General features: G+C 71.2%; 14 protein-coding genes. All 14 read right to left on the bottom strand.

Annotated elements, in window-relative coordinates; genetic code table 11:
* Window positions 1–6: 6 nt before the first annotated feature.
* The 14 genes from ML01_RS28830 to ML01_RS14985 all read right to left on the bottom strand — a co-directional run bounded on the left by ML01_RS28830 (window position 7) and on the right by ML01_RS14985 (window position 13,292).
* Complete coding sequence (locus ML01_RS28830) at window positions 7–303, bottom strand: PD-(D/E)XK nuclease family transposase (protein WP_156427744.1); 297 nt, start codon at window positions 301–303, stop codon at window positions 7–9.
* A gap of 68 nt (window positions 304–371) precedes the next feature.
* Window positions 372–932 (bottom strand): Rpn family recombination-promoting nuclease/putative transposase, encoded by a 561-nt coding sequence (locus ML01_RS15035; RefSeq protein ID WP_254045273.1) that lies wholly within the window; start codon window positions 930–932, stop codon window positions 372–374.
* Window positions 933–955: 23 nt separating this feature from the next.
* Window positions 956–1,252: a PD-(D/E)XK nuclease family transposase gene (locus ML01_RS30250; protein WP_216819193.1), complete on the bottom strand. Its 297-nt coding sequence runs from the start codon at window positions 1,250–1,252 to the stop codon at window positions 956–958.
* 239 nt (window positions 1,253–1,491) lie between these two features.
* Window positions 1,492–1,908 carry a hypothetical protein gene (locus ML01_RS15030; protein ID WP_058556219.1) on the bottom strand — a complete coding sequence of 139 codons (417 nt, stop codon included), beginning with the start codon at window positions 1,906–1,908 and terminating at the stop codon, window positions 1,492–1,494.
* 184 nt (window positions 1,909–2,092) lie between these two features.
* The gene (locus tag ML01_RS15025; protein WP_058556218.1) at window positions 2,093–2,914 is read right to left on the bottom strand and encodes a formylglycine-generating enzyme family protein; all 822 of its coding nucleotides are present in this window, start codon (window positions 2,912–2,914) and stop codon (window positions 2,093–2,095) included.
* A gap of 312 nt (window positions 2,915–3,226) precedes the next feature.
* The gene (locus tag ML01_RS15020) at window positions 3,227–4,099 is read right to left on the bottom strand and encodes an Rpn family recombination-promoting nuclease/putative transposase (protein ID WP_058556217.1); all 873 of its coding nucleotides are present in this window, start codon (window positions 4,097–4,099) and stop codon (window positions 3,227–3,229) included.
* Window positions 4,100–4,118: 19 nt separating this feature from the next.
* Window positions 4,119–4,337, bottom strand: coding sequence for an addiction module protein (locus ML01_RS15015; protein WP_058556216.1), 219 nt, complete (start codon window positions 4,335–4,337; stop codon window positions 4,119–4,121).
* A 470-nt stretch (window positions 4,338–4,807) separates the two neighbouring features.
* Window positions 4,808–5,023: an addiction module protein gene (locus tag ML01_RS28825; protein WP_156427741.1), complete on the bottom strand. Its 216-nt coding sequence runs from the start codon at window positions 5,021–5,023 to the stop codon at window positions 4,808–4,810.
* A gap of 176 nt (window positions 5,024–5,199) precedes the next feature.
* A complete protein-coding gene (locus tag ML01_RS30670) occupies window positions 5,200–8,799 on the bottom strand; it encodes a formylglycine-generating enzyme family protein (RefSeq protein ID WP_058556215.1) in 3,600 nt (1,199 codons plus the stop codon).
* Window positions 8,800–8,949: 150 nt separating this feature from the next.
* Entirely contained in the window at window positions 8,950–10,098 is a 1,149-nt protein-coding gene (locus ML01_RS15005) for a MoxR family ATPase (RefSeq protein WP_058556214.1), read from the bottom strand.
* Window positions 10,099–10,165: 67 nt separating this feature from the next.
* Complete coding sequence (locus ML01_RS15000) at window positions 10,166–11,575, bottom strand: serine protease (RefSeq protein ID WP_058556213.1); 1,410 nt, start codon at window positions 11,573–11,575, stop codon at window positions 10,166–10,168.
* A gap of 55 nt (window positions 11,576–11,630) precedes the next feature.
* On the bottom strand, window positions 11,631–11,951 hold the full coding sequence (locus tag ML01_RS14995; protein WP_058556212.1) for a CU044_2847 family protein: 321 nt from the start codon (window positions 11,949–11,951) through the stop codon (window positions 11,631–11,633).
* A gap of 140 nt (window positions 11,952–12,091) precedes the next feature.
* Entirely contained in the window at window positions 12,092–12,973 is an 882-nt protein-coding gene (locus tag ML01_RS14990; RefSeq protein WP_058556211.1) for a Uma2 family endonuclease, read from the bottom strand.
* 121 nt (window positions 12,974–13,094) lie between these two features.
* Complete coding sequence (locus tag ML01_RS14985; protein WP_058556210.1) at window positions 13,095–13,292, bottom strand: hypothetical protein; 198 nt, start codon at window positions 13,290–13,292, stop codon at window positions 13,095–13,097.
* Window positions 13,293–13,388 lie beyond the last annotated feature (96 nt).

Here is a 13,388-nt window from a genome sequence, read left to right as displayed (position 1 = left end):
GCTTGCTCAGATAATAGGTGCTGCGCGCGCTTGTTTGGTGCCGCAGGCGCTTTGGGCACGCAGGCGCCGCACCTGCATCTCGACGTTGTGCATCCCCCCGCGCTCGTCCTCGGCAAGGATGTCCAGCACGATGTACTTGCCGCGCAGCTCGTCGGCATCGATGGCCGGGTTGCGCACCTCGAGCGCGCTGATGGGCGCCGCGCGCAGGCGCACGGCGTTGATCAGCGCCATCAACAGCGCCGGCTCGTCGGCGAGCAGGCGCTTGAAGACGTAGTCGTTCTTGGGGTCGAGGAGCGGGTGCATGGGGAACTGGTCTTCCTGTTGCGGTTCCCGGCTCGTTCCAGGGGCTACCGGTGCTCGATGCCGCCAACTCAAACGCGCCGTCGCAAGTCGGCGACGACGGCCGTATCGAGGCCAGTGATGGCGGCAATGGCCGCGTCGTCGAGCTCGGTGCGGCGGATCATGTTGGCGGCGGCCTCGCGCATTGCGGCGTCGTGGCCTGCCTCAAGGCCTTCTTCGCGGCCGTCCTCGCGCGCCTCCAGCAACAGCGTCGCCTCGTCATGCAGCGCGCGCTCGCGCACGAAGGCGAGGCGACGCGCCTCCTCGTCTTGGCTCAGGGTCTTGAGCTTCTCGTAGGCCCGGCGCACGGGCTCGTCGGTGATCTGGGACATGCGTTGCTCCTCTTGCCAATGCTCGAACAGGGTGATCCAGGCGCGCAGTGCCGGCGGCAGATTCGGCAGCCGGTCGGCCTTGCGCAGCTCAACCAGATTCAGTTGCAGCTCATCACCGAGGCGCACGCTCGGCGTGTCGGCATCGCGCATCTCAAAGCACCAGAGCGCCTGCTGCGCGTGCTCCGGGGCGCGGAACAGGTCGTAGTCCAGCAGGTGGATGCCGATGGCCGGGCAGAGCCGCTCGTAGGCTTGCCCGGCGATGAGCTGGCCGCTGATCAGCTTGCTCAGATAATAGGTGCTCCGCGCGCTTGTTTGGTGCCGCAGGCGCTTTGGGCACGCAGGCGCCGCACCTGCATCTCCACGTTGTGCATCCCCCCGCGCTCGTCCTCGGCAAGGATGTCCAGCACGATGTACTTGCCGCGCAGCTCGTCGGCATCGATGGCCGGGTTGCGGACCTGAAGCGCGCTGATGGGCCGCGCACGCCAGCGCACGGCGTTGATCAGCGCCATCAACAGCGCCGGCTCGTCGGCGAGCAGGCGCTTGAAGACGTAGTCGTTCTTGGGGTCGAGGAGGGGTTGCATCGGGGCGTCCTGGTGCAGTACGGCGGATCGTTCTAGGAGATCAGCTGATGACACCGCCCCAGCGGTGTCACCCGTGTGCCGCCGCTCCGCGCCGCGGGCCGTCGAGCGCGAGAGGGCGCAAGGCCGCAACGCCCCGGCGGATTGCAGACTGCGCCTGCCAGGGGCGCGGACAGGGCGCAGAGCGCCGGGAGAGCCGCGACACCGCGGGAGCGGTGTCGCGAGGGAGAAAAAATCGCCTGTCAACGAGTCAGCAACCGGCCGTCCTCGATGATGATTTGCCCGCGCCCCGCGTAAGGCGACGGTCCGACCATGAATTGTCGCGACGCCCCGGTCTTCGTGATGGACAAAGGGGCACCACCCCTATCGTCCACGACGCCTGTGAAGTAGTCGCTCCCGTATCGACCGCCGGTGATGATCAGCGTCGCCGGAGCGTCGCCTGTGTTCCGGATTGTGCCGGCACCGGTCAAACCGCCCACCCTTGCACTCTGGCCATCCAGATCGATCACGTCGTCGGGTTGAACCCATAAATCCGGCGCGCGGCGCGATTGATCGTCGGCATCGAGCTGCCGGGGGCCGTTCCGGTCCACGACAGCGTAGGCGCCGGCTACCAAGCCGCCTACGACGGCGACAGCAAGGAAAAGCTCTCTTGAGACCATGTTGCGCTCCGTGATCGAAGACCTCGGAAAAACCCTGGCGGCTAGATTAGCTTGTGGCGTGTATCCTGCGCAAACGCAACATGTTGTGCCGGTACTGGTACTCAGCAAACGTGAGACAGATTTATGTTTCGCTCGACCGGCGTGCAGCGCCAACCGATATGACGCAAACACCTCTTTGAAAAATTCAGTTGGATATGTCCCTGACCAGACGAAAACCGACGTTGGCGCTCGTGTCACCGGCACCACGGCGGAAGCGGTTCGCGGAGCGCAAACCGGACGGTCGATAGTTCCAGGCGCCGCCGCGCACGACACGCCCCGCGCAGTCCCGCGCATCTTCGCCGAGCCAGGCGCCGCCGTTGGTCGGCGCGGCTTTATAGCTGTCATGCCAGCAGTCCTCGACCCACTCCCAGACGTTGCCGATCATGTCCGAGAGCCCGAAGGCGTTGCGCCGATAGCTGCCGGCGGGGGCGGGAAGGACGAAGCCGTCGTGACAGTCCATCGTGGACCAATCCGGAAAGCGCGCCTTGGCAGAGAGATCCGCGCCGTTCGCAAATCCGCAGCCTCGGTCGGCATCGTCGCCCCAGAATCGGCGGCTGCGCGTTCCCGCACGTGCCGCGTACTCCCATTCCGCTTCGGTGGGCAGGCGGTAGCGGGTGCCCGTGCGCAGGCCGAGCCAGCGGGCGTAAGCCATCGCGTCATTGCGTGACACGCAGACAACGGGATGGTTGTCGATTTGGCGGAAGCCCGGCGACTCCCAGTTTGCATCCGAGCGGCGAAGGAAAGCGCCGGTGTCCGAATCGATTCTGAAGCAGCCAGTGCCGCGCTCGGCTACCGTGACATAGCCGGTGTCGCGAACAAACTCGCGGAACTCGGCAACGGTCGTCTCGCACCTGGCGATGGCGAAGGGCCGCACGGTCACCTGATGCGCTGGCCGCTCGTCATCGGCGGCCTCGTCGTCGCCCTCCGGCGAGCCCATCAGGAAGGTCCCGCCTTCGATGAGCACCATCTCCGGCCCCTGCCCGGGAAGGCTCGTGCAAGGCTCCGGCGGCAGGGTCGGGTCCGATTGCTCTGCCGCCGAGGGCGGCTGCGCGCCCGCCACCGACGCCGACAGCAGCGCCGGGAGGACGGCAGCCGCAAGGATAGTCCGCCAGCACCGGGCACGGAATTTCTCGGCGTGCAAGGTCACCGCGAGCAAGGCGTGCGAAGGCACACGGTCAACTGGCCGAGGACGCTCCGCCGCATGCGGTCTTCGCCCAGGGCGTGGCCTACGGGGACGACAGACGCTTGACCGCGGACCACGGCGCCCTGCCCCGCCGACTCAATCGCGCTGTCGCAGCTCGGCGATGATTTCGGCATCTAGACCGGTGATGGCCGCGATGGCCGCGTCGTCGAGCGCGGTGCGGTAGATCATGTTGGCGGCAGCCTCGCGCATTGCCGCCTGGCGGCCGTCCTGAAGGCCTTCCTTGCGGCCTTCTTCAAGGCCGTCCTCGCGCGCCTCCAGCAGCAGCGTCGCCTCGTCGTGCAGCGCGCGCTCGCGCACGAAGGCGAGGCGACGCGCCTCGGCGTCTTGGCTCAGGGTCTTGAGCTTGTCGTAGGCCCGGCGGACGGGCTCGTCGGTGATCTGGGACATGCGTTGCTCCTCCTGCCAGTGCTCGAACAGGGTGATCCAGGCGCGCAGTGCCGGCGGCAGGCTCGCGAGCCGGTCGGCCTTGCGCAGCTCAACCAGATTCAGCTGCAGCTCTTCGCCGAGCCGTACGCTCGGCGTGTCGGCATCGCGCATCTCGAAGCACCAGAGGGCCTGCTGCGCGTGGTCGGGGGCGCGGAACAGATCGTAGTCCAGCAGGTGGATGCCGATGGCCGGGCAGAGCCGCTCGTAGGCTTGCCCGGCGACGAGCTGGCCGCTGATCAGCTTGCTCAGATAATAGGTGCTGCGCGCGCTTTGGGCACGCAAGCGTCGCACCTGCATCTCGACGTTGTGCATCCCCCCGCGCTCGTCCTCGGCGAGGATGTCCAGCACGATGTACTTGCCACGCAGCTCGTCCGGGTCGATGGCCGGGTTGCGGACCTCAAGCGCGCTGATGGGCGGCGCGCGCCGGCGCACGGCGTTGATCAGCGCCAGCAAGAGTGCCGGCTCGTCGGCGAGGAGACGCTTGAAGACGTAGTCGTTCTTGGGGTCCAGGAGCGGGTGCATGGGGGCAGCAGCCGGATCCTCACTGCGTACGCTCGCGCATGCGCCGTTTCACGTCATCGAGGTCCAGCAGCACCGCCTCCCCGCACTTCAGCGCCGCAAGGCGCTCGGCGAGGACCTCGCCATGCCAAGCCGGCGACGCCACCGTGTCGGGATCGCGCGACAGCGAGCCCCACAGGGCCTCCATCTCCAGCAGCTTGTCCTCGACCGTCATCTGATCCACGGGCAGATCGGCTGTCATGTTGGAACCGCCCTAGGGATTCCGGAAGCTGTGGGCGAGTATAGGACTTCGCCGGCGGGCTCACACGATGTCGCGGACGGGGCAGACTTGCGTTGACTGAGCGCGGAGCGCCGGGAGCGGCGCGACACCGCGGGAGCGGTGTCGCGAGGCACAACGTATCCAACACCGGCGCGCCCTGATACATCAACGAAGCCAGACCTCTCCGCGGCCATTCTTTTGGCTGGTGACACCGCTCCCGCGGTGTCACCCGTGTGCCGGCGCTCTGCGCCCCGGGCCGGCTATCACGCACGGCGCAGGGCCGCAACGCCCGAGCGGATTGCGGACTGAACCTGCCACGGGCGTGGATTAGGCGCAGAGCGCCGGGAGCGGCGGGACACCGCGGGAGCGGTGTCGCGAGGCATAGAGACGCTTGAAGACGTAGTCGTTCTTGGGGTCGAGGAGCGGTTGCATCGGTCAATGTCGGCGATGGATCATGCCCAGGTCCGCTCGCGCATGCGCCGCTTCACGTCATCGAGGTCCAACGGTAGCGCCTCCCCCCGCTCCAGCGCCGCACGGCGCTCGGCGAGGATGTCGCCATGCCAGGCCGGCGACGCCACCGTGTCGGAGTCGCGCGACAGCGAGTCGGACAGAGCCTCCATCGCACACCTATTGTCCTCGACGGAATCCAGGGCCAGATCGGGTTTCATGCTGGAATCTCCCTCGGGCTTGCGGAAGCTGTGGGCAAGTATTGGGACTTCGCGGGCGGGCTCACACGATGTCGCGGAAGGGCAGACGGGCATGGACTGGGCGCGGAGCCCCGGGAGCGCCGGGAGCGGCGCGACACCGCGGGAGCGGTGTCGCGAGGAAGACCAGAGCAAAAAGATCACAATACCCTGGCGACACGGAAGCCTGTGTGGCCATTCTCGCCGGTCTGATGAAAGCTATGGCGATTGGCGGAACGCAGATGCGAGGCGCTGTCATTCCACGCTCCGCCCCGGAGCACGCGCCGAATGCACTTGACCTCGTCGGCTCTACGCCAGGCACTGCCGTCCGCAGGGCCGCCGTCGTAATCGCCGTGAAGGCAGTCCTCGACCCACTCCCAGACGTTGCCGGCGACCTCGTGCAGGCCGAAGGCGTTCGGCAGCAGGCTCCCGGCCGGGACAGTCTGCGCGCGGTGGACGCCGGTCCTAGCGCCGCAACCGTTGTAGTCGTAGTTGCCGTTGTAGTTGGCCTGGCCGGTGTGGATACAGTCGCCGGTCCAGAAGGGCGTCGTGGTGCCGCCGCGGGCGGCGTATTCCCATTCCGCCTCCGTGGGCAGGCGGTAGCGCTCGCCCGTTTGGTCGGACAGCCATTCGGCATAGGCTTGGGCGTCGTTCCAGGAGACATTGATCACCGGCCGGTCGCCGCGGCCCCAGCCAGAATCATACGGTTTGTAGCGGCCGGTGGCCTCGGCGAAACGGTCGTACTCGGCGAAGGTGACCTCGGTGCGGCCGATGGCGAAGGGGGCAATGCGGACCTCGCGCTGCGGGCCTTCATCGTCCCAGCGCGCCGGCTCGCCCGGCGGCGAGCCCATCTTGAAGCTGCCGTCGGGCAGCATGATCATCTCGGGGCCGGGGCTGCCGTCCTTGAGTGTGTCGCGCAGGAGAACTCGCGGGTTCCCGTAGGAGTCTTTGCCGACATCTATCGCGCCAGTCGTGAGGGTGTCATTTATTGTTAGTTCGACCTTAGGCGAAGAAAGGTCGACATCGACGCTGTCGCGCCCATCCAGTCGCGCCTGTTCGGAAGAGTCGCCCTCCTCCACCGACGGGTCGTCAGAGAGCAGGTGACCCGACGGAGCGACGTCTTCAGACGATTGCTCGGTGGCCCTCGGCCGCGACCTAGGGGCACCGCCTTCGACTGCCTCAGTTACCTCGGACGGGTTCGACATACGCGCAAACTCCGCCAGCTCCGCCTCACTCAGTTCCCGCCCCAGCCCATCCCGGAACCGCGCCCGCGTCGCCCCCGGCGTCGCCAGCAGCACCCGCAGCTCCCGTGCCGCCGGCGGCTCGGCGAAGGCGGCGAGGCCGGCCCAGACCTGCACCGGGCTGCTCTGCGTGACGGGCGTGCCCCAGCTAAGCCAGGTCACGCGCTCGCTGATGTACTCGGCCATCTTGCCGGCGTGGGGGTCGGCGGCGGGGTCGAGCTGGAGCTGGTTGATCCAGGCGGCGGGCGGGGCCTGGCCGGCGGGCAGGGCCAGGGGCTCAGAAGCGATGGCGGCGGTGAAGCCCTCGGCTTGCAGGGTGTCGCGCAGCGCGGCGGCCAGGGCCGCGGCCTCGGGACGGTGCCAGATGCGGACCTGATACCGGTGGTGCATGGCCTGCTGCCCGGCCAGCAGGTAGGGATGGGCATGGGTGTCCTTGATCCAGCCGTGCCAGGCGCGGTCGGCGAGCAGCGCGCCGGCGCAGCCGAGCAGCAGGGCGAGCAGCAGGCGCGGCATCAGCGCGCGGCCGAGGGCGCCGCCCAAGTGGCCGCGCAGCAGGCGGCGGGCGACGGTGAAGTCCAGGAGCCGGATGCGCCAGCCGAACAGCACGTCGGCGAAGATGGCGTCGTTGAGCGCGCCGTGGTCGTCCGCGAGGCCGCGCAGGGCGGCGAGCCAGCGCCCCGCACGCCAGCCGCGCTCGCAGAGCCACCGCCAGGCGCCGGCGAGCAGGCCGCCGCGCTCCGGCAGCGCGATGGGCAGCTCGAAGGCGGCGTCGACGCCGGCGGTGCGCGCCTGGAGCAGGTCGCGGTAGAGCCGGCGCAGGCGGCGGCGCTCGCGGCCGGGCAGGCGCTCCAGCAGGGCCTCGCGCAGCCAGTCCGGCAGCCAGCCGCGGCGCGACCAGGGCAGCCGCGCCAGGGCCAGCAGCCGGCGCTCGCGGGGCTCGGCGTCGTCCGCCGGGAACAGGTTGAGGTCCAGCACCCGGGTCAGGCCCCAGTGCAGTTGCGGGTAGGCGGCGACGGCGGCGAGCAGCGCGGCGCCGTCGCTGCCGAGGAAAGCGTCCAGCGCGGTGAGCAGGGCGCGGCGCTCGTCCGTGGCGGGCGGTGTGTCGCCGAGCTCGGCGGCGGACTGCACGGCGCGGGGCAGCGCTGGGGCTGAAGCGGGGGCGGGCTCGGGGGCGCCCGGGACGGGACTCGCCGCGGCGGCGTCCGGTGCGCGCAGGCCGCCCAAGGACAGCACCAGCTCCCGGATGCCGTCGCTGCCGATCTCGGCCACCGCGAGCCCGGCGGCGCCGAGCGCCCGCTCCCAGGCGGCCGGCGGCCGGCGGGTGCACAGCAGCGCCCGCCGCGGCAGGGCGTCGAGGGCGCCGAGGAAGGCGCGCGGGCGCCCGGCGAAGGGGTCCATCAGGGCCAGCGGCTCGCCGACGATCAGGAGCCGCGCGCCGGCGTGCCGGGCGGCGACATCGGCCAGCGCGACGGGCAGGCCGGCGGCGTCCACCAGCCGCTCGGGGCCGTCGCGGTAGTCGTAGCGGTGCACGGTGAGGCCCGCATCGCGCAGGCGTTGTACGAGCTGGCCGGCGAGCCCGGCCATCTGGTCGCCGGCGTGGTGCACCTCCAGCAGCACCACCAGCTCCGGCACGCCGCGGCGGTGCCGGCGCACCGGCTCGAACAGTCCGGCCTGGCGGGCGGAGCGCTCCACGGTGGCGCGGGCGTCGAGCCGGCGGGTGGGCCAGGCCACCGGCGCGTGCAGCCGGCGCAGGGTCTCGCGCAGCGCCGGGGTGTCCAGCAGGTCGTCGGCGCCGGCCTTGAGCGCGACGCCGAGCAGCGGGTCATTCGGGTCGCCGCGGCGCCGCGCGAGCACGGTGCGCCAGGTGATGACGCTGAGCAGTAGCCAGGCGCCGGCGACGAAGGGCGGCAGGAGCAGGCAGAGGTGGCCGTAGAAGCGGAGCAGGCCGCGGTGGTGGGGGTCCAGCGCCGGCGGCGGGGGCGGCAGGCGGGGTGGGATGGTCAGGGGCGCGGCGTCGGCGGCGGCCGGGTCGGGCTGGGGCGGTTGCGGGGGCCGCTCGCGCAGGGAGTCGGGTTGCTGGAGCGGCGGGTCTGGAGTTTGCTGCTGGCCGGTGTCGGGCTCCTCGATCGGGAGCGTCTCGTTGTAGATATAGAGACCGGTCACGGCCGCGACCAGCAGCAGGGCGAGCAACAGCAGCCAGCCGCGCAGCCGCATCGGGGGCGGTGCGGGTTGCGCCCGCGCCAGCGGCGACGGGTGCGCCTGCGCCCAGGCCCGGAACAGCACACGGAAGCGGCGCTGGTCCTGCTCATCGGCGCAGAAGAGCGGGGCGACGCGGGCCTCCAGCCGGGCCGGGTCCGCCGGCAGCCGGCCCTGCTCGGCCAGGGCCAGCAGCAGATCGTGCAGGTTGTGCCAGCGGTCCGGGCTGCACGGCAGGCCCGCCTCGCGCAGCCGCCGGGCGAGGTCCGGCAGCGCGGCGCCGAGGTGCGCGAGGGCGTCGGGGGGGTGCTGGTGGTCCGTCACGGGCGGGTCAGGCGGCGCTTGGCGGGAACCGGCTTGGGCGCGGGAGCGCCCCGAGACGCGCGACACCGCTGGAGCGGTGTCGCGAGCCCCGGCATGGCGTCGCGAGCCGGAAATCCGCGCTGCCGCGGCGCTGCTGCGGCACGTGCGGCATCACTGCCGGGCGTTGCGGGTCTGGCGCCACTGCGCGAGCAGGGTCGGGGCGCGGGCCTTGTCGGCCGGGCGCTTGAGCAGCAGGCTGGTGATGGCGGTGAGCAGCCGCTGCTCGGTGTCGGCGTCGCCGCCGGCGCGCAGTGCGGCGAGCTGGGTCCAGGCGCTCGGCGGCAGGCGCTGGGGCATCAGGTGGTCGAGCCAGTCCAGCAGCTCCGCCAGGGTCGGGCGGCGGGTGAGGCCGAGCCCTTCGCCACGTAGCGTCCGGAAGAGGTCCAGGGCGTCGGCGACATTGGCCTCGGCCTGCTGCTTGCGCTGGAAGCGGCTGCCGAGCCGGGCGGCGACGATGGTGTCCACGGTCACCCGGTCCTCGGGCAGGTTGCCCTGGGCGTCCGGCTTCAGGTCCGCATCGAAGGGCGGGAAGCCCAGGTGGTGGTAGACGCAGCGGCGCAGGAAGGGGTCCGGCAGGGCCTTTTCGGAGTTGCTGGTGAAGATGACGATGGGCCGCCAGCGAGCCTCCTCGGGAGTCAGGGCCACCTGCACCAGCGCGCGCCCACTGCCGGAGAGCTCCGGGATGCCGAAGGCCATGCGCTCGATCTCCACCAGGATGTCGTTGGGCACGTCGCGGGGCGCCTTGTCGATCTCGTCGATGAGGACGACGGAGCGGCGCGGCGCGCCGGGGTGGGCGAGGCTGCCGGGCGGCAGGCGCAGCTCCTGCTCGATGGCGGGCGGCTTGGCGTGCAGGATCGCCTGGCCCAGGGCCTCGAAGGCGATGAAGCGCCCGGCGTCGGCGCGGTCCTCGTCGCCGCCGTCGGCCGGGCGCGCCTGCGCGGCATGGAAGCGGCCGACGGTGTCGAAGCGATAGAAGAGGTCGCGCGACTCGGTGTCGGACTTGACCGGGAAGCGCAGCGGCTCGCCCAAGCCCAGCTCCCAGGCGAGGCTGTCGGCGAGACCGGACTTGCCGGAGCCGGGCTCGCCGGTCAGCAGTAGCGGCATGCCGAGCGTGAGGGCCACGTCCACGGCGGCGGCCAGCTCGGGGGTGGCGCGGTAGTCCTCGGGACGGCGCATGGTCTCGAGGTCCACGGTGGGCAGGGCGTCGGCGGTCTTGGGCTCGCGGTGGCCCTGGCCGCGGTAGAAGCGGGTGTCGGACATGGTGGCGGGTGCTCGGGGCTGGGGTGTTCAGACGGTCACGGGCTAGCTGCACGGCTGCGACCGGGGCTCACCGGGCGCTGCGATCGCAGGGGCGCAGGCGCGCGCGGCGCAGCGCGCCCGGGTCGGCCACGCCGTCGCCGAGCAGCAGCTTGCGCACGCGCTGGTAGCGGACGGCGCCCTGCGCGGCGAACAGGTCCAGCAGCTCGGTCTTGATGCGGTCGCGGTCCAGGCAGTGGCGCAGCAGCGCCGGGAAGTCCTGATACCAGCCTTCCACGTCCTCGCCGGTGAGCGGCGCCATGGCGGTGAGCCCGTGGCAGCAGTCCAGCCGCCGCACCGCGTGCCGATGGCGCCAGCGCCACCAGAACGGCGGGCGCTCGGGATCGCGGCCGGCGCCGATCAGCAGCAGCACGCGAGTCTCGGTGCCGAGCTCGCCCAGCGCACGCAGGTCCGCGGCGGCGCCGTCGATGAGCGCGGCGAGGTGCCGGCCGTGCAGCCGGACGTCGACGTGGGCGTAGAGCACGCGCAGCCCGGGGCCGGCGAGCAGCGCGCGGACGGCCGTGCGCCGGGCATCGTCGCTCGGCGCGCTAACGCCGTTGGCGGTCTCCACCAGCGCGCTCCAGATCGCCCTGGCGTCGCTGCGCCGGCGCAGGTTCAGCTCGATGGCCTCGCTCAGGATGGCATCGGCAGGGTCCGTCGCCTGAGCGCATTGCAGGTGATGGGCGAGGTAGCTGGGCCAGTCCTCGGCGCTGCATTCGACGACGCCGATCAGCACCCGATCGGTGCGCGCGGCGAGCAGCTCCGCGACGCCGACAAGCTGCGACTGGTGGTCGAGGAGCTTCGCGAGCGCGGATTCGAGGCGGGTCTGGTAGTCGTGGTCGTCGTCCGGGGACGCAACAGGGGGCCGCGGGTCGAGCCACGCCTGCGCCGGCGGATGCACCCGCGGCAGGTTGGCGATGTCGAGGGCGAAGCCGGTGTCGTCGCGCCCGTGGGTGATGACCGCGACCACCGCGCCGGTCGCCGCGTCCACCACGGGCGAGCCGCTGTAGCCTTCGCGGATGCGCTCCAGCGCGCGGCGGTCATCGAGATAGAAGTCCCAGGCGGGGAGCTTCGCGTGGCTCGCGTGGTCGCGCCAGGTGCGCGCGCCCAGCTCGCCCGCCAGCGGCCGGCCGGTGGGCTCGTAGCCGAAGGTGGCGAAGCGCCGTCCGGTGGCCCCGGCCGCGGCGAGCGGCAGTGGGCGGGCCGCCGGCAGGCCGCGGACGGCGAGCAGCGCGAGGTCCAGCTCGTCGTCGCCGTCGGTGGAAAGGAGTGCGCAAGGCAGGCCGTCGATCTGCAAGTGCTCCCGGCCGATGTCCCGCACCACGTGCCAGCAGGTGACGAGCAGCACAAGGTCGCCATCGTGCCGCACGACGAAGCCGGTGCCGAAGCCGGGCTCGCCGTCCGCCGCCGTGATCCGGTACACGCTGCCGGGCCAGTCCATCGCGGGGTTCCTGCGCGACGCGCTCGCGTGATGTGCGGTTTGCCCGTCGCCGCGATCAGGCCTGGGCCTTCGGGCGCACCTTGAGCGTGAAGCTGAGATTGGTCTTGCCGGTGCCCTGGGCGATGAAGAGCCGGCCGCTGGCCTCGAAGCCGAGGCCGAGCTGGATCTCCACCTCCTCGATGCTGAGGTCGCGGTTCAGCTCGCCCCAGACCGACGCCACCGGCTCCACCGCCTTCAGCAGCAGCTCCCGCGCCGTGTCGATGGCGCCGTCGACGACGCGATGCCTGCCGCCGGAGATCTGCCGCGGACCGTCGGCGGTGTCGGCCTGGACCTCGATGAGGAGGCCGTCTTGCAGCTCGATGATCTGGGTTGCCATCGGGGGATGTCCTTCGGGGGTTGCGCCTGCGCTCGTCGCGGCATTGTAAGCGCTTGTCCGCCGCGGCTGGGGAGTCCCCCGATCTGCATCGGCCGCGGATGCTCCCGCTGTGCTGCGCGAACGCGCCGCCGGGACCGCCCTCAGCCGTCCCGTGGTTCGGCGCTGCCGGGTGCAGACGCTTCCAGCCGGGCAAGCCTCTCCTCCAGCTCGCGGCGGGCGGCGGCCTCGGCGACGGCGCGGGCCTCGGCGTCGGCCACGCGGGCCTCGGCACGCTCGGCGCGCTCGGCGCTAGCAGCGGCTTGCTTCAGGTCACGGGTCCATTGCGGCAGCACGAACTCGGCGTAAACGGGGTCCTCGCGCAGCCCGAACAAGCTGGGTCGGCGGTCGAGGTCGGCGAGCCGGAAGCGGAAGCCGGGCAGCACACGGGACTCGATCACGCCGTCGCGCGGCTCGATAGCGACATAGAGCCCTGCCGCCGTAAGGCGATAGAAGGCCTGTTGCTCCGGGCTGGCGTGAAGGATCCAGTACTCCTTGACACCCGCGGCGGCGTACTCGGCCTTCTTGGTGACCGTGTCGCGCCGGGCATAGGCGGGCTTGGAATCGGTGAGCGCGTCGATGCAGAGGTCGTAGATACCGCGATAGGAGCAGTCGCGCCCGGCGATGGGCGTCGGGTTGTCGTGGCGCACGACACCGATGTCGGGCCGGCGGATGACGGCGCCGCCGGGCAGCGGCAGGCGGAAGCCCATCTCCAACGGTATCGACTCGGCGATGGGCTGCTCGGTCAGATAGTGCTCCATCAGCAGCAGGAGCCACTTGCCGACCAGCAGCGTCTCCAGGTCCGACACCGGCTTCTCCTCCAAGCGGCCGTTGTTCCATTCGTAGGTGATGTCCGAGACGTGGTACCAGTCATCCCAGTACTCGGCCTCGGACACCCGGCGGCCGTCCGCCGCGCCGGGCGCAGCCGACTTCTCCGGGTCCGGGCCGGGAACGACGGGGGGAGCGGCGATGGCGATCGGGGGCATGGCGCTGCCTCCAGGCTGCTTGCGGGCAACGGCAAGGCTAGCAGAGCGGGGCCGCGGAATCGAAGGCAGGCTGATGCGACGCGATGCCGGCCGTGCAGCTTGGCTCGGCGCCCAACCGCGCTCAGAACCGCGCCAGCCAAACGTCCAGCCCGCGCCGCTCGCGGCCCCGGTACTCGTAACCGTGGCGCTCCAGCAGGCGCTTGAGGCCGGGGCGCATCAGCTTGCGGTTCTCGGTGACGATGAGCATGCCCGCGGGCTCCGCGTCGGGGTGCCGGAAGGCTCCCAGGAGATTCCGCGTTTGGTCCAACACGGTGATCATCAAGTAGGCCGCCGATGCGCGGGGTGCAGAAGCCGAGCGCCGCCAGCGCCGACTCCTCCAGCCCGCAGCGGCCGAGGCAGCTCTGGGCCAGGCCGA

Source organism: Thiohalocapsa sp. ML1 (genome assembly GCF_001469165.1).
GTDB lineage: Bacteria > Pseudomonadota > Gammaproteobacteria > Chromatiales > Chromatiaceae > Thiohalocapsa.
Note: the sequence above shows the minus strand (reverse complement) of the source record. Positions and strands in the feature narration are given on the sequence as shown.

Coding starts and splice junctions, on each gene's coding strand:
- ML01_RS15015 (WP_058556216.1), bottom strand. CDS start 4,337: ATGACAGCCGATCTGCCCGTGGATCAGATGACGGTCGAGGACAAGCTG.
- ML01_RS15020 (WP_058556217.1), bottom strand. CDS start 4,099: ATGCACCCGCTCCTGGACCCCAAGAACGACTACGTCTTCAAGCGTCTC.
- ML01_RS15000 (WP_058556213.1), bottom strand. CDS start 11,575: ATGGACTGGCCCGGCAGCGTGTACCGGATCACGGCGGCGGACGGCGAG.
- ML01_RS14990 (WP_058556211.1), bottom strand. CDS start 12,973: ATGCCCCCGATCGCCATCGCCGCTCCCCCCGTCGTTCCCGGCCCGGAC.
- ML01_RS14995 (WP_058556212.1), bottom strand. CDS start 11,951: ATGGCAACCCAGATCATCGAGCTGCAAGACGGCCTCCTCATCGAGGTC.
- ML01_RS30250 (WP_216819193.1), bottom strand. CDS start 1,252: ATGCAACCCCTCCTCGACCCCAAGAACGACTACGTCTTCAAGCGCCTG.
- ML01_RS15030 (WP_058556219.1), bottom strand. CDS start 1,908: ATGGTCTCAAGAGAGCTTTTCCTTGCTGTCGCCGTCGTAGGCGGCTTG.
- ML01_RS28825 (WP_156427741.1), bottom strand. CDS start 5,023: ATGAAACCCGATCTGGCCCTGGATTCCGTCGAGGACAATAGGTGTGCG.
- ML01_RS14985 (WP_058556210.1), bottom strand. CDS start 13,292: ATGATCACCGTGTTGGACCAAACGCGGAATCTCCTGGGAGCCTTCCGG.
- ML01_RS28830 (WP_156427744.1), bottom strand. CDS start 303: ATGCACCCGCTCCTCGACCCCAAGAACGACTACGTCTTCAAGCGCCTG.
- ML01_RS15005 (WP_058556214.1), bottom strand. CDS start 10,098: ATGTCCGACACCCGCTTCTACCGCGGCCAGGGCCACCGCGAGCCCAAG.
- ML01_RS15025 (WP_058556218.1), bottom strand. CDS start 2,914: ATGGTGCTCATCGAAGGCGGGACCTTCCTGATGGGCTCGCCGGAGGGC.